This window comes from Lysobacter firmicutimachus (assembly GCF_037027445.1).
GTDB classification, from domain to species: domain Bacteria; phylum Pseudomonadota; class Gammaproteobacteria; order Xanthomonadales; family Xanthomonadaceae; genus Lysobacter; species Lysobacter firmicutimachus.
This window is the reverse complement of the sequence record NZ_JBANDL010000002.1, coordinates 568,257-581,722: the sequence shown is the minus strand read 5'-3', so window position 1 is coordinate 581,722 and position 13,466 is coordinate 568,257. Positions and strand designations below refer to the sequence as shown.

The following is a 13,466-nucleotide window of genomic DNA, read 5'->3' as shown; positions in this document are numbered from 1 at the left end:
CCGCAACGCCTCATTCGCCCGGCGAAGCGAACCCGCCCAGATCGCTGACGATATTGATGCATTTGCCGCCGGCGTCGCAGGCGGCGTGGGCGATGTTGCGGTCGTTGCAGTTGCCGTAAGTCTGCGTGGTCTGCGATGTCGCCGGCAGGTGGCCGTTGGCCACCGGCAGGTAGAACACCGAAGACTGCGCGCCGATCACGCTGCACGAGGCGAGCTGGTTGCTGCCCTGGCTGTATTCCTCGACGAAGCTGACCGAGCGGTTCTTGAGCCCGCTCCATGCGGTCGGGATCAGGATCGTGGCCACCGTGATGCTCTCGCCGCTCATCAGGTCGGTGACCACGCCGCTGACCCGGTTCGAGGCGCGCACGATATCGAGCCGGTACTTGTGCCCGGTCTTCCAGTTCCATTTGATCTGGCACTGCACGCCGCTGCCTTCATGGCTGAAATGGCCGCAGCTGGCGCGGCTGGCCGGGTCCCAGCCGCTGGCGAGCCAGATCGAGAAGTTGAGCCAGCGCTGTCCGGAGCGATTCTGCAGGCCGATGTAGCCGCCGTCGCCGCCGACGAACCAGAACTGGTTCGCCCAGAAGTAGTTCGAACGGCTGCCGCCATCGTGATTGACCTGATCGTAGAAGCTCAGCCGGTCGTAACCGCCCACCGCTTCGGGCCAGCGCGCGTCGGTGCTGACGATGCCGCCCACCACCACCGCCTGCGCGCTGCCGCACAACAAGCCCGCCAGGGCCAACACGCCGACCATCAGCCAATTCTTCATTACGGTCTCCTCCGTCGGTTGGGACGCCTCCGCGGATGCGGACGCGCGTTGCGCGACGGGCGCTCGTTCGAGCACCGACCACGCGGCGGCCGAGCCTAGGCGTGGCGGAGACGGGTAAGAAAAGAACCTTTTTTCATAAGCGCGATCGCGCCATGGTGGATAGTCGGCACAGTCGACGCACTATCGCGCGCGACAACGATGTCACGCACTGCGTTCTGCGCCGCACATCGCAAACGCGTCCGCCCGAGCGGCGCTCACGGGTCGTGAGAAAGCGCCGATGACATCAATGTTCTCGACGCCGTTTTTCTCGCGCCCGCTGCTGAAAATTTCCTTCAACACCGGCATCGGAGCGCTCGAACGGGCGATTTTGCGCAAGGCACGGCGCTTGCAGGAGCGGGGTAAGCGGCGCCCCACCGAAGCCAGGCTCGCCAGCGCGATCGCCCCCTCCCGGAAAGGACGCCCGCGCTTCCGACGGCATCGGACGATTCGCAACTTCGGTTGCGCGCGTGATCGTCCGCCGCTTCGGACGGTCGCGGCTTACCCCGCTCCGGTTCGCGCCGCCCCGCCATCCCGGGCGCGCAGAAAAAACGACGGAACCGTTCGGCTCCGTCGTGCGTCGGTACGATGGTTCGATTGCGTCGCCGGAGTCGGCCCAGGCGCATAGGCCTGGCCGACGGACACTTGCGCCATATGTCGTGTTACGGCGCCCCGCGCAGTGCCCGCCGGCACCGGCCGGTTCGCTATACGGCTACGACGACCTTGGGTCGGAGCTCAGGCGTGCGCGCACAGGCGCAGGTTTTCCGCCGGGCCGATCTGCGCCGCCAGCGCTTGCGCCTGGGCGCGTTCCCAGGCCGCGCGCGCGGCCGGCTTGGCCTGCGCCCAGTCCAGGCACGAGTTGCCGCGCACTTCGCGGTAACGCCGTTCCAGGTTGAGGCGCGGGTCGTCGAAACAATATTCGGGATGTTCGTTGAAGACGGCGACGCCCAGATACAGGGCCGGGCCGTAGTCGCGGAAACTCACTCCGGCGCGATGGAACGACGCGGTGTGATAGGCGATGGCCCAGTAGCCGAGGTCGCTGGCAGGCGCCTTGCGCGGCAGCCTGAATGGGATCGTGGTCATCGGTGCTACTCCGACGGGATCCGCCTTGGGGAATAGCACTTTGGTCGAAGCCAGGGGCCAATTCCGTGACGCAAGGACTAGTTCCCGCGCCCGGCGGACTGGCGGACCGACCACCGGTCGGAAACGCAACCGGGCGCGCATACCCGGCGCGACCGCGCGCACCGGCGCGGCGGACGCAGCGCAAATCCGCCCGCGGCGCGACCGGAGCCGGCCGCGCCGCGGGCGCATCGGACGCGGTTTACAGACCGCGGAACAACGTGCCGAACAACAACAGCACGAAGCCCAGCGCGACCAGCCAGAAAGCGAAGCCCGCCAGCGGCAGATAGCCGAGCTTGGCGGCGATGCCGGCGCCGCCGGCGAGCAGGGACAGGAAGAAGGTCGGGAAGCTCGGCGGAGTCAGATTCACGGGTACCTCATGGCGGATGGGGGAAGACCGACCGCCACGATGGCGACCGATACTTGATATCCGTCACAAAATTCGTGCCAACCGCCGATTCGAGGCCGCCCGGCCGTTCGTCGCATGTAGTGCGCGTTTCAGCACACATGCAAACGCCGTTCGCTTTCCGCTCGTCTTCCGCTTTCGCCGAGCGCGCTCAGTCGCGCAACCCGGCGACGAATTCGCGCAGCGCGCGGCCGATCTGGTGCGGCGAATCCTCCTGCGGGTAATGCACGCCGGCGACCGTGACTTCGCGCTGGTTCGGCCAGCCGCGGCAGAACTCGCGCGCGCGGCCGGTCAACAGGGCGCCGGGCTCGACATTGACGAACAGCTTCGGCAACGCGCTGTGCGCCAGCCACTGCCCATAGGCCTCGACCGCAGCGGCGACATCGGCCGGCTCGCCCTCGATCGGCAGCTCGCGCGGGAACGCCAGGGTCGGCGCGCGCGACTGGCGGCTTGCGAACGGCGCCCGGTAGGCCTGCATCTCCGCCGGATCAAGCGTGCGCAGGATGCTCTTGGGCAGCACGGTCTCGATGAAGAAGTTCTCGTCCAGCACCATGCGCTCGCCCTGCTCCGAACGCATGGCGCGGAACAGCGCATCGCGACCGTGAGCGAAGTCGCTCCACAGGCGCGGCTGCACCAGCGCTTCCATGTAGGCGATCGCGGCGATCCGCTCGGGATGGCGGCGGGCGTAATGGAAGCCCAGCGCCGAGCCCCAGTCGTGCAGCACCAGGACCACGTCGGTGCGCAGGTCCAGGGCCTCGAACCAGGCGTCGAGATAGCGTACGTGGTCGAAGAAGCGATAGCCGCCGCCCGGCATCGGCGCCGATGCGCCCATGCCGACCAGGTCCGGTGCCAGGCAACGGCCGAGCCCGCTCAAATGCGGAATGACGTTGCGCCACAGATAGGACGAGGTCGGATTGCCGTGCAGCAGCACGACCGGCGCACCTTCGCCGACGTCGACATAGCTGATTTCGCTGTCGAGCACGCGCACGCGACGGCGCGGCAGCGCATCCCGTGGCGAAATTTCGCGCGGCAGGTCGGTCGGCGGCAGCGCGGCGGCGGGCGAAGGCATGGCGGTCTCGGCGCAGGAAAGGGAAGCGCAGTGTGCCCGGCGCCGGGTTCGCGCCGGGGAGCCAGCCGGTCGTAATTGCGGGGAGCCAGCTCAGGGCGACCGGCGCGCCAATCGACGCCGGTTCTGCGTCACCGCGCGCGCCACCGGGCGTAGCCCGGCCGCGATCCAGCGGTCGCCTTCGCGCCAGGCGCCGGTCCAGGCCCGCGCCGGATCGTGCCAAGCCGCCGCCGCGGGCGGCGTCGACCACGCATCCAGTTGCATCCGCCACCACTGGGTCGACATCGCCCACCACGCCAGGCCGAACGCCGCCCATTTCTCGTCCAGCATGCGCTGCCATTCGCGCCGGTCGCGCGGCGACGGCGGACAGTCCGCCATCGACATGGCCCACAGGCGCATGCCGATCACCCACGGCGCGCCGGCCCAGATCGCGGTCAGCGGCGGCCAGGAACGGGAGAAGGTCATCGGCGTCGGAATCTGCATGGCGGCCTCGCGGAGTGGGCGCACGCGGTGAGGATACGGCGGCCCGGTGCGCCATCGGCCGGCCGCGCGGTCTTCACGTCGGAGCGACTCGGGCGCCTCTAGGTTCAGCGGCTTCATGCAGGGCCGGCGCATCCGCACGCGTCGCCGTTACCCTGCCACGTCCATCGGGGAAGTTTCATGACCATGCCGTACCTTCCGCCGCAGATTGCGATCGGGCCGATCGAATCGATCGATCTGGACGCCGAACTGGGGCATTGGCGCCGGCATTGCGACCTACTGCCGCTGCGCGAGGCGCGCGCGTTCGAGGATGTCGAAGCGGCGGTCAAGCTCGGCCTCGACGCCTGCCTGCGCAGCGGCGGCCGCGCTCCCGCCGAGCTGCACGACGAACTGCATGCGCGCTATCGCCGCCTCGCCGGCGCCAGCCCGGTGCCGTGGGACGAAGCCTACGCCATCGTCCTGGCGGCCTGGCAGCGCGCCAGCCGTCGAGCGCGCGAGGAGGCGTTCGATCCGCGGTCGGGCTGATCCGATCTCAGGCCCTGCGCGAAGTCTCGGTTTCGAGTTGCGACACCGCATCGGCTGCGCCGGCGCGGCGCATCCCAGTTCCGCGCATCGCCGACGTTTTCGCTTGCGCACGCGACGCTGCGCCGGCCAAGGTGAGCGGCCGCCGATCCGGCGGCCTTACGAATGGAGTCGGCAATGCAATCGGCAATCAAGAAGATGTCGCGCAGCGCGATGCTGGTGCTGGCCATCGGCACGGCCTACAGCTCGTCCGCTTCGGCGGCGCGCATCGAACAGGTGTACGGCAGCGGCTTCTGGGCCGACAGCACCACTGCCACGGTGATCGCGGTCAACCAGGCGATCTCGATCTGTCAGACCAACGGCGGCACGGTGCTGTTCGGCTATCAGGTCCACAGCATGCGTTTCATCCATCCGAACTGGTTCGTCAACGTCTCGATCAACTGCCAGTACTCCTGAGCCGCCGCCGCGGCGATGTTGCAGGCCGTAACCGGCCTGCAACACACGCGACTGCGGGCGCCGCGCGCTCGGCGGGAACCGCTCACGAATCGGCCAGCCGCACCGCGATCCGGCGCGGACTGAAAATCGCCAGGCCTAATGCGGCCAACAGCCAAACGCCGATGCCGCCGTACAGCATGACCAGGTCGAAACCGTGCGCGAGCGCCGCGCGCGCCGCCTGCCGCGCGGCAGCGTCGGCGCCGAGCGCGTTCAGATCGCCGGCCGCGATGCGCTCGGCGGCCGCGGGGACGACCGCGCCGTAGCGCTCGCGCAGGTGCGTGCCGATGCCGGCGAGCAGAATCAGCCCCATCGCCGCGATGTTGACCGTCAGGCTGATGAAGCGTGCGCTCATGTCCATGCCGGTGGCCATGCCGGCGCGCTCGCTCGGCACCGCGGCGGTGGTGGTGTTGGTCACCGGCGTGTTGGTCATGCCCAGGCCGGTGCCGGCCAACAACAGGCCCGGCAGCAACTGCGCCCAGCCCGGGTCGGCGGTGCGGCCGCCGTAGCGCATCGCCAGGAACCCGGCGCCGATCGCGAACAGCCCCGCGCTGACCGTCCAACCGGGATGAAAACGCAGGCTCAGCCGTTCGGCCAGCGGCGGCATGACCAGGGTCGGCAAGGTGTAGGCCAGCAACAGCGCGCCGGCGGCGACCGCGTCGTAACCGAGCACGCCGTGGAAATAGATCGGCAGGTAGACGATGAACGGCCAGAAGCTGATGTTCATCGCCACCGCGCCGACCATCGCTCCGGAAAAATCGCGCAGCCGGAACACGCGGAAATCGAACATCGGATGCGCATGCGCGGTCTCGATGCGCACGAAGGCGATCAAGGCCACCAGCGCCGCCGCCGCGACCGCCAGCACCGTGGCGCTGGCGAAGCCGGCCGCCGGCCCCTGGATCAGGCACCAGGTCAGGCCGAACACGCCCGCCGACAAGGTCGCGATGCCGGCCGCATCGAGCCGGCCCGCGTGCGGATCGCGCGATTCCTCCACGCCACGCCACAGCGGCACCAGGGTGATCGCAGCCAGGCCGACGTGGACCAGGAACACCCAGCGCCAATCGGCCAGGGCGAGGATGCCGCCGCCGACGATCGGGCCGAAGCCCAGGCCGATGCCGAACACCACGCCCCAGGCGGCGAAGGCGCGTGCGCGTTCGCGCCCGGCGCGGAACTGATGCGCCAGCACGGCGGTGCCGCAGATCAACATCACTCCGCCGCTGCCGCCCTGCAAGAAGCGCGCGACGATCAGCGTCCGGGCGTCGGTCGCCAGGCCGCAGGCCAGCGAGGTGGCGGCGAACGCCAACAGGCCGAGCACGAACACGCGCTTGCGGCCGTAGCGATCGCCGAAGGTGCCCGCGGCCATCAGCACCGTGGTGCAGGCCAGGGTATAGGCGTTCATGATCCACTGCAGTGGGCCGAAACCGGCGTGCAACTGCCGCTCCAGCGCCGGCAGGATCACCGGTACGCTGGAAATCTCCAGGCCGAACATCAACGACGACAGGCAGACCGCAGCCAGCGCCACGGTATTGCGGGAACTCGGCCGCGACGCGGGCGCGGCGGTGGACAGCGACATGGCAGTAACTCCGGGCAACGGGAACGGGGTTCGCGCCGGCGCGGCCGCTCGCGCCCGCGCGCGAGGCCGCGGCGGGCGGACGGAAGAAGCGGATCGGACGGCGGTCCCGCTGCAGCGGAGGCGGCCATTGTCGGCAAGCGCGGGCGATGAGAGAAATGATTTAATTTCGTCCGCGCCATTAACGGCCGTCATGCATACGCCGCCATGGACTTCGATCCCAGCCTGTTGCGCACCTTCGTCGCCGTCGTCGAAACCGGCGGCTTCACCCGCGCCGCACAACGCCTGCACCTGACCCAGTCGGCGGTCAGCCACCAGATCCGCCGGCTGGAACAGCAGGTCGGCCGGCGCCTGCTGTCGCGCAGCACGCGCAAGCTCGACCTGAGCGAGGACGGCCGCGAGTTCCTGATCCATGCCCGGCAGATCCTGCAGGCGCTGGACGCACTCGGCCGGCGCTTCAATCCTTCGCCGGTGGCCGGCACGGTACGCTTCGGCGCGCCGGAGAACTTCATGCGCGAACGCCTGCCGCAACTGCTGAGCCGCTTCGCCCAGGCCTATCCGCAGGTGCGCCTGGAGGTCAGCGTCAGCGCCAACCTCGATCTGCCCGCACTGCTGGAAGCGGACGAACTCGACCTGGCCGTGCTGATCGCCGAGCGCCCCGCCGGCGCGCAGTCGCCGGGCCGGCTGCTGCGACGCACCCGATTGGTCTGGGTCGCCGCCGAGAACTTCGCCCCGCCGGCCGGCGGCTCGTTGCCGTTCGCGTTCTTTCCGCCGCCGTGCGTGCATCGCCGGGTCGGCATGCGGGCGCTGGAGCAGGCCGGCATCGACGGCCATGTCGTGTTCACCTCGCACAGCCAGGAAGGCATCCACGCCGCCGCGCTGGCCGGGCTGGCGATCACCGCCATCGCCCGCGACGATCTCGAGCCCGGCATGCAGCTGGTCGCCGAACGCTACGCCTTGCCGCCCCTGCCGGAAGTGGATTTCTCGCTGGTCTGGAGCGAACGCGGCCGCAGCCCGGCGGCCCAGGCCTTCGGCGAGCTGATCGGCGAGATGGCGCAGACGGCGCCGGAATCGGTCTACCCGCGCCCAGGCAAACGCGTCGCGCAGGCCTGATAAAACGCCGGATGCATCACAAAACCGCACCGGGACGCCGCCCGGCCCGGCCCGATTCCTCCCCGCGTTGATCGTCCGGTCACGCCGCCGGGGCCATGCTCAGCGCTGGCCCCGCAGGAGCATGCGCGAGCGCGGGCGCAGGCTCCGCCCGTCCCGCGCGCGCCGATCAACGCGATCGTGTCGTCCATCGAACCCAAACGCATCGGCTGGGACGCGCTGCTGATGGCGCTGCTGACCGGCGTGTCGGCCTGGGCCGCGATGGCCCTGTCGCGCGGCCCCGGCGAATTGTCGGCGGTGTGGATCGGCAACGGCATCCTGGTCGGTTGGCTGCTGTCGCGCCCTACCGAGCGCTGGCCCTGGTACCTGGGCGCCGCCGCCGCGACCGAGCTGGCGGTGCGGCTGGGCGTCGGCGATCAGGCGGTCAGCGCCGCGGTCGTCGCCGCGGCCAATCTGATCGAAGCGCTGATCCTCGCCGGCGTGGTGCGCCGCTTCGTGCCCGATGTCGGCGATCCCAAGCGCTGGATCAGCCTCGGCGGCATCGCCACCGCCAGCACCCTGCTCGCCTGCGCGGTGTCCGGGTTCATGGCGGCCGGGGCGATGCGCGTGCTGCACGCGGCGCCGTTCTGGCCCGGATTCCTGACCTGGTTCTCGGCGCACGTGGTCGGCCTGGTCATTTTCGCCACCACCACCCTGGTCGCGCAGCGCGAAGGGCGGCGCATGTTCACTGCGCCGGGGCGCGGTCTGTCGTTCCTGCTGACCATGGCCTTGCTCGCCGCGATCGCGCTGGCGGTGTTCCTGTCGTCGTATCCGCTGCTGTTCCTGGCTTATCCGCCGCTGTTGCTGGGCGCCATCCGCCACCGCTTCGCCGGCGTCGCGGTCGGCGTGGTCCTGCTGACCCTGATCGGCAGCGTCGCCACCGCGCTCGGCCACGGCCCACTGTGGCTGGCCGACGTCGACACGCCCGGGCGCATCGCCCTGCTGCAGTTGTACATCGCCGGCGGCTGCCTGATCACGATCCCGGTCGCGCTGGCGATGGCCGAGCGCAAGCGCCTGGTCACCGGCCTGCGCGACAGCGAGCGCCGCTACCGCATGCTGGCCGACTACTCGCACGACGTGGTGGTTCGCATGCGCGCCGACGGCCAGCGCGTGTACGTTTCGCCTTCCGCGCGCGACATCCTCGGCTGGGAGCCGGCGCAGATGCTCGGCTCGCGCGAATCGCTGGTGCATCCGGAAGACCTGGAACGCCAGCAACGCCTGCTGGCCGAGGTCATCGCCAGCGGCGAGCCGCGCACCGCGGTTTACCGCATCCGCCACAAGAACGGCCACTACGTGTGGATCGAAGCGGTGACGCGGGCGATCCCCGCCGAGGACGGCAACGGCATGGAGGCGATCTACGCCGGGCGCGACATCACCCGCCGGGTCGAAACCGAACGCGCGCTCGAGGCCAGCCGGCAGGAACTCGAGCGCCTGGCGCGCTTCGACGCCCTCACCGGCCTGGCCAACCGGCGCCAGTTCGAGGAGCGCATGAACCTGGCCGTGCTCGGCCTCAATCGCGGCGCCTCGCTGTCGCTGCTGTACCTGGACATCGATCGCTTCAAGCAGATCAACGACAACCTGGGCCACGCCACCGGCGACGAAGTGCTGCGCAGCTTCGCCCAGCGCCTGCTCGGCTGCGTGCGTTCCGGCGATCTCGCCGCGCGCCTGGGCGGCGACGAGTTCGTGGTGCTGATCGAGGATGCGGCGGTGCCTTCGGCCGCCGAAGCGGTGGCGCGCAAGCTGATCGAGCGCATGCGCCGGCCGATCGCGATCGGCGAACGCGAGCTGAGCGTCACCACCAGCATCGGCGTGGCCTATGCCGACCGGCCCGTCGAGACCGCCAAGCTGCTCGCGGCCGCCGACGCGGCCCTGTACTGCGCCAAGCGCGAACGCAATACCTATTGCCTGCAGGCGGTCGCCGCCGACGCCGCGCCGCGCGCCGCCGCGCGCGGTTGAGCCCATCGCGCGGCCTCAGGCGGCGCGCAGGAAACTCAGCACTTCGCCGAGAAACTCGTGCGGGTATTCGACATTGGACAAGTGCACGGCCGGCAACACGGCGAGGCGGGCGTCGGGCACGGTCGCGGCGATCGCCTCGCTGTGGCTGGCCGCGGTCACCGGATCGTGCTCGCCGGCGATGACCAGGGTCGGATTGACGATCAAGGCGATGCTGCGGCGCAGGTCGGCGTCGCGCACCGCGGCATAGCTGCCGGCCAAGCCCTGGCGGTCGGTCGCCAGCAGCATGGCGCGGAACGGCTCGATGGCCGCGTCGTTGCGCGCCAGCATCGGCGCCGGAAACCAGTTGCGCAGGAACATCTCGGCGGTTTCGCGCATGTCCTGCGCCTGCCGCACCGCGGCGATGCGCTCGTCCCACTGCGGCGCCGGCCCCAGGTACGACGACGTGTTGGCCAGGATCAGCCGATCGATGCGCTCGGGCGCGTGCACGCCCAGCCACTGGCCGACGAAACCGCCCAGCGACAGGCCGAGGAAATGCGCGCGACCGATGCCCAGCCCGTCCATCAGCTCGATCACGTCGCGGCCGAGCCGATCCAGCGAATAGGCGCCGACCGGCACGCCGGAAGCGCCGTGGCCGCGCGCGTCGTACCGCAGCACGCGGAAACGTCGCGCCAACTCGGCGATCTGACCGTCCCACATGCGCAGGTCGGTACCGATCGAATTGGACAGCACCAGCGTCGGCCGGTCGGCGGCGCCTTCGAGGCGGTACGCCAGGCGCACACCGTCGCCGGTGGTGAAGAACGAATGTTCGGTTTTCATGGGTCGGTTCCTGTGTCGATGGCTGGGGAGCGCCTCGTGCGGCTCCCGCAACGGCCTGGCTGTGACGCAAAGGCTAGTTGCGGCCGACCCGTCTGGATATTACAAAGATCGCACAGTCTTTGTAGATAGAACCGACATGAGCGGATTCACCCTGCACGACCTGCAATGCTTCGACGCGGTGATCCGCGAAGGCGGTTTCCAGGCCGCGGCCGCGGTCCTGCACCGCTCGCATCCGGCGGTGTTCGCCGCGGTGGCCAAACTCGAACGCCAGCTCGGCCTGGACCTGCTCGACCGCAGCGGCTATCGGGTGCGGGCGACCGAGGCCGGGCAATCGCTGCACCGCCGCGCCCAGGCCGTGTTGCGCGAGTTCGAAGGCCTGCGCACGCATGCGGCGCAGTTGGCGATGGGCGCCGAAAGCGAACTGCACGTGGTGGTCGGCGACCTGTGCCCCCGGCCGCCGCTGCTGGGCCTGCTCGGCCGCTTTTTCGCCGCCGAGCCCGGCACCCGCCTGCACCTGCATTTCGAAGCGGTCGGCGGCCCGGCCGAACGTCTGTTCGACGACCGCGCCGATTTGATCCTGCATCGCATCGACAAAGGCGACCCGCGCCTGGACTGGATCGACCTGGGCACCGTGCCGTTCGTGCCGGTGGTCGCGCCGGGCTTTCTGTCGTTCGCGCCGTCGCGCGCGATCCGCCCGCAGCGACTGCGCGACTACACCCAGTGCGTGATCCGCGACAGCGCCCGGCATTCGCCGCAGCGCGACTTCTTCCTGGTCGAGGGCGCGCAGCAATGCACGGTCGCCGACCACGCGATGAAGAAAGAGATCGTGCTGCAGGGCCTGGGCTGGGGGCACCTGCCGCGGTTCCTGATCGAGGACGAACTGGCCGACGGCCGCCTGCTGTCGATCGCCGGGCGCTACTTGCCCGGCCGCCGCGAAGAACTGGTCGCCGCGCGGCGCAACGACCGCCCGCACGGTCCGGTCGCGACGCGGCTGTGGCGATACCTGGCCGAGCAGGCGCCGTTGGCGTCGGCCGGTACGGTTTCTGCGGCGGCGCGGGCGAGCGCCGGCCCCGGGACGCGCCGCGCCAAGCGGTGACCGGCCGCGCCGCTCGGCCCCCACGCATCCGGCAGCGGCACCGCGCCGCCGCCGGACACGCCCGGCCCTACCAGCCGTCGATCAGGCGCACGGCCAACTCCGGATTGAACGTCCCGGCCGGCGTATTCGGCGCGATGCCGCATTGGCCGTCGGAGTCGCCCGGCACTTTCAACCACAGCAACATTTCCGCGCCGTTGGCGCTGGCCTGCGAGGTCGCCCCGAGCTTGCGCCCGGCCGGGTTGCACCATTCGCCGTTGGAGCCGTTGCCGTTGCGGCTGGTGTCGACCACGAACGGCTTGGCATAGCCGAACTGGCGGTTGAGCGAAGCCGCGACCGCGGCGCCGTAATGGTTGGACGCGGCGGTGGTGTGGTAATTGGAGACGTTGAGGGCGAAGCCGCGGATATCGCGCACGCCGGCCGAATTCAGCCGCCGCGCCATCTCGTCGGCGCCGATCCAGGTCGCATTGCCGCCGTCGTGGTAGACCTGCGCATTCGGCGCGCGCAGCTTGAACTCGCGCGCCGCGTACTGCAGCAGGCCGATGCGGACGCTGCGCTGGTCGGCCGGCAGACAGTCGAGCTGGGCCAGTGCGTCGGGTTCGATCACCACCACCGCACGGCGGTCGCCGATGCCGGAAGCGAAACTCGAAATCCAGGTCCGGTAGGCCTCCGGGCTGCCGGCGCCGCCGCCGGAGTGGCTGCCGCAGTCGCGGCCGGGGATGTTGTAGGCGACCAGGATCGGCCGCTTGTCGGCCGCGCGCGCCGCATCGACATAGGTCGCCACCGCGGTGCCGATGTTGCCGCTCCAGTTGCCGAACCATCGGCCCATGGGCTTGCTGGCGATGGCGTTGCGGATCTTGCCGGCGCGCGCGTCGGCCGGATGATCGCGCACCCAGATCGCCGGGTTGGAATTCGGGTCGACATAGAAGCCGCTGCCCTGATTGGCCGCGATCGCGACGCCGGGCGCCAACATCGCCAGGCCCCAGGCCAGGGCGCCGAGCGCGAACCGGCGCGAGGCGGTTGCCGTTGCGGTTGCCGAATGCGGTTGTTGCATCGTTCCTCCTGCGGATGGCGTCGGGCGGGGGACCGCGGCGGAGCCGCCGCGACGCCGGCCGCGCGACGCCGCGCCGGCCGGCATCGCGCACCATGACCGCTCGCGCGCCGACGCATCTGCGCGGCGTTCACAGTTTCGGATCGGGCCGCGCATCGATATCGCAGCACAGCGACGGCGTTCACTGTGCACGGCTCCGCGCTTACAAACGTCATGCCGACGCAGCACTGCGCCGGCGACGAAGCTTCGACGCGGCGGCGGCTGCGTCGTCCCCGCCTCAGGCCGGCGCTGTCCCGACGCCCGCCGCGGCGGGCGCAGCCGCCGCTTGCCGCTGGGCACGCAGTTCGCGATCGAATGCTTGCGCACGCGCCTCGTGGAAGAAAATGCGCGCGCCCTCGGACTCGACCCGCCGGCGCACGCCCGGAATCGCCTGCGTCCGCCAATGCGACCACTGCTGCGGAGAGTAGCCATCGTCCGTTTCCCGGGCGACCAGGGTCGGCGCGTGCAGGCGGCGCAATCCGTCCTCGGCCGCGAGCGTGTGCCGGCCATCGAACGCGCCGACGAAGCGTTCCCGTTCGCCGAGCCGCTGCGGCGAATCCAGGAACCGGCGCAGACAGGTCCCGATGGTGTCGTCCCGGGCGCCCAACTCGTCGGGCCGCCCCGCCGCAGATAGCCGTTCAGCAGTGCGCCGTGGACGAACAGCGCCGCCGGGCCGCTGCCGCGTTCGACAGGGCCGATCGCGCCGAACGATGTGGCCACCGTCCGGCGCGCGGCGAAGAAATCGGCGCCGGTCGTGGCTACGCCTGAGCTTCGCGCAGCTTTTGCGCGCATTCTTCGCAGCAGACTTCGACCGTCTCGCCGCCGATGCGGACTTCGATGGCGTTCTCGTCGAGCGGATAGTCGCAGGCCGCGCAAGTCTTCTCGTTCATGGTGCTCTCCTG

General features: G+C 70.2%; 16 protein-coding genes. 5 read left to right on the top strand and 11 right to left on the bottom strand.

Annotation, left to right across the window (positions count from 1 at the left end):
- Positions 1 to 10: 10 nt before the first annotated feature.
- The 6 genes from V2J18_RS02490 to V2J18_RS02465 form a co-directional block, all read right to left on the bottom strand.
- Positions 11 to 769 (bottom strand): DUF3472 domain-containing protein, encoded by a 759-nt coding sequence (locus V2J18_RS02490; protein ID WP_336130842.1) that lies wholly within the window; start codon positions 767 to 769, stop codon positions 11 to 13.
- Between the two features lie 201 nt (positions 770 to 970).
- Entirely contained in the window at positions 971 to 1,114 is a 144-nt protein-coding gene (locus V2J18_RS02485; RefSeq protein ID WP_186442633.1) for a hypothetical protein, read from the bottom strand.
- Positions 1,115 to 1,540: 426 nt separating this feature from the next.
- Positions 1,541 to 1,888, bottom strand: a complete 348-nt coding sequence (locus V2J18_RS02480) for a hypothetical protein (RefSeq protein ID WP_064749226.1) — start codon at positions 1,886 to 1,888, stop codon at positions 1,541 to 1,543.
- 238 nt (positions 1,889 to 2,126) lie between these two features.
- Positions 2,127 to 2,294, bottom strand: a complete 168-nt coding sequence (locus V2J18_RS02475; protein ID WP_186442632.1) for a hypothetical protein — start codon at positions 2,292 to 2,294, stop codon at positions 2,127 to 2,129.
- A 187-nt stretch (positions 2,295 to 2,481) separates the two neighbouring features.
- A complete protein-coding gene (locus V2J18_RS02470; RefSeq protein ID WP_336130841.1) occupies positions 2,482 to 3,399 on the bottom strand; it encodes a haloalkane dehalogenase in 918 nt (305 codons plus the stop codon).
- A 90-nt stretch (positions 3,400 to 3,489) separates the two neighbouring features.
- Positions 3,490 to 3,879, bottom strand: coding sequence for a hypothetical protein (locus V2J18_RS02465; protein WP_336130840.1), 390 nt, complete (start codon positions 3,877 to 3,879; stop codon positions 3,490 to 3,492).
- A 177-nt stretch (positions 3,880 to 4,056) separates the two neighbouring features.
- Here V2J18_RS02465 and V2J18_RS02460 point away from each other — a divergent pair, with 177 nt between their 5' ends.
- The gene (locus V2J18_RS02460; RefSeq protein WP_336130839.1) at positions 4,057 to 4,401 is read left to right on the top strand and encodes a hypothetical protein; all 345 of its coding nucleotides are present in this window, start codon (positions 4,057 to 4,059) and stop codon (positions 4,399 to 4,401) included.
- Between the two features lie 174 nt (positions 4,402 to 4,575).
- Entirely contained in the window at positions 4,576 to 4,854 is a 279-nt protein-coding gene (locus tag V2J18_RS02455) for a hypothetical protein (RefSeq protein WP_064749222.1), read from the top strand.
- Between the two features lie 82 nt (positions 4,855 to 4,936).
- Here the strand turns inward: V2J18_RS02455 and V2J18_RS02450 are convergent, their stop codons facing one another.
- A complete protein-coding gene (locus V2J18_RS02450; protein ID WP_336130838.1) occupies positions 4,937 to 6,463 on the bottom strand; it encodes an MFS transporter in 1,527 nt (508 codons plus the stop codon).
- A 204-nt stretch (positions 6,464 to 6,667) separates the two neighbouring features.
- On the opposite strand from V2J18_RS02450, the gene V2J18_RS02445 reads away from it, so the two are divergent.
- Together V2J18_RS02445 and V2J18_RS02440 are read left to right on the top strand one after the other, a co-directional pair.
- Positions 6,668 to 7,573, top strand: coding sequence for a LysR family transcriptional regulator (locus V2J18_RS02445; RefSeq protein ID WP_064749220.1), 906 nt, complete (start codon positions 6,668 to 6,670; stop codon positions 7,571 to 7,573).
- Between the two features lie 177 nt (positions 7,574 to 7,750).
- Complete coding sequence (locus V2J18_RS02440; protein WP_336130835.1) at positions 7,751 to 9,565, top strand: diguanylate cyclase domain-containing protein; 1,815 nt, start codon at positions 7,751 to 7,753, stop codon at positions 9,563 to 9,565.
- A 15-nt stretch (positions 9,566 to 9,580) separates the two neighbouring features.
- Here the strand turns inward: V2J18_RS02440 and pcaD are convergent, their stop codons facing one another.
- Positions 9,581 to 10,381, bottom strand: coding sequence for a 3-oxoadipate enol-lactonase (gene pcaD, locus V2J18_RS02435; protein WP_336130833.1), 801 nt, complete (start codon positions 10,379 to 10,381; stop codon positions 9,581 to 9,583).
- 136 nt (positions 10,382 to 10,517) lie between these two features.
- Between pcaD and V2J18_RS02430 the strand changes: the two genes are divergently transcribed.
- Positions 10,518 to 11,477 carry a LysR family transcriptional regulator gene (locus V2J18_RS02430; protein WP_336130832.1) on the top strand — a complete coding sequence of 320 codons (960 nt, stop codon included), beginning with the start codon at positions 10,518 to 10,520 and terminating at the stop codon, positions 11,475 to 11,477.
- Positions 11,478 to 11,544: 67 nt separating this feature from the next.
- On the opposite strand, the gene V2J18_RS02425 is transcribed toward V2J18_RS02430, so the two are convergent.
- From V2J18_RS02425 to V2J18_RS02415, 3 genes are all read right to left on the bottom strand, one after another.
- Complete coding sequence (locus tag V2J18_RS02425) at positions 11,545 to 12,528, bottom strand: glycoside hydrolase family 6 protein (protein WP_064749216.1); 984 nt, start codon at positions 12,526 to 12,528, stop codon at positions 11,545 to 11,547.
- A gap of 274 nt (positions 12,529 to 12,802) precedes the next feature.
- On the bottom strand, positions 12,803 to 13,171 hold the full coding sequence (locus V2J18_RS02420) for an alpha/beta fold hydrolase (RefSeq protein WP_336130829.1): 369 nt from the start codon (positions 13,169 to 13,171) through the stop codon (positions 12,803 to 12,805).
- A gap of 151 nt (positions 13,172 to 13,322) precedes the next feature.
- Positions 13,323 to 13,454, bottom strand: a complete 132-nt coding sequence (locus V2J18_RS02415; RefSeq protein ID WP_261370169.1) for a hypothetical protein — start codon at positions 13,452 to 13,454, stop codon at positions 13,323 to 13,325.
- Positions 13,455 to 13,466: the final 12 nt, after the last annotated feature.

Bases quoted from the DNA above. Each gene is read 5' to 3' on its own strand.
- V2J18_RS02465 (WP_336130840.1), bottom strand. From the start codon at position 3,879: ATGCAGATTCCGACGCCGATGACCTTCTCCCGTTCCTGGCCGCCGCTG.
- V2J18_RS02490 (WP_336130842.1), bottom strand. From the start codon at position 769: ATGAAGAATTGGCTGATGGTCGGCGTGTTGGCCCTGGCGGGCTTGTTG.
- V2J18_RS02425 (WP_064749216.1), bottom strand. From the start codon at position 12,528: ATGCAACAACCGCATTCGGCAACCGCAACGGCAACCGCCTCGCGCCGG.
- V2J18_RS02450 (WP_336130838.1), bottom strand. From the start codon at position 6,463: ATGTCGCTGTCCACCGCCGCGCCCGCGTCGCGGCCGAGTTCCCGCAAT.
- V2J18_RS02455 (WP_064749222.1), top strand. From the start codon at position 4,576: ATGCAATCGGCAATCAAGAAGATGTCGCGCAGCGCGATGCTGGTGCTG.
- V2J18_RS02415 (WP_261370169.1), bottom strand. From the start codon at position 13,454: ATGAACGAGAAGACTTGCGCGGCCTGCGACTATCCGCTCGACGAGAAC.
- V2J18_RS02485 (WP_186442633.1), bottom strand. From the start codon at position 1,114: ATGCCGGTGTTGAAGGAAATTTTCAGCAGCGGGCGCGAGAAAAACGGC.
- V2J18_RS02460 (WP_336130839.1), top strand. From the start codon at position 4,057: ATGACCATGCCGTACCTTCCGCCGCAGATTGCGATCGGGCCGATCGAA.
- pcaD (WP_336130833.1), bottom strand. From the start codon at position 10,381: ATGAAAACCGAACATTCGTTCTTCACCACCGGCGACGGTGTGCGCCTG.
- V2J18_RS02470 (WP_336130841.1), bottom strand. From the start codon at position 3,399: ATGCCTTCGCCCGCCGCCGCGCTGCCGCCGACCGACCTGCCGCGCGAA.
- V2J18_RS02445 (WP_064749220.1), top strand. From the start codon at position 6,668: ATGGACTTCGATCCCAGCCTGTTGCGCACCTTCGTCGCCGTCGTCGAA.
- V2J18_RS02480 (WP_064749226.1), bottom strand. From the start codon at position 1,888: ATGACCACGATCCCATTCAGGCTGCCGCGCAAGGCGCCTGCCAGCGAC.
- V2J18_RS02430 (WP_336130832.1), top strand. From the start codon at position 10,518: ATGAGCGGATTCACCCTGCACGACCTGCAATGCTTCGACGCGGTGATC.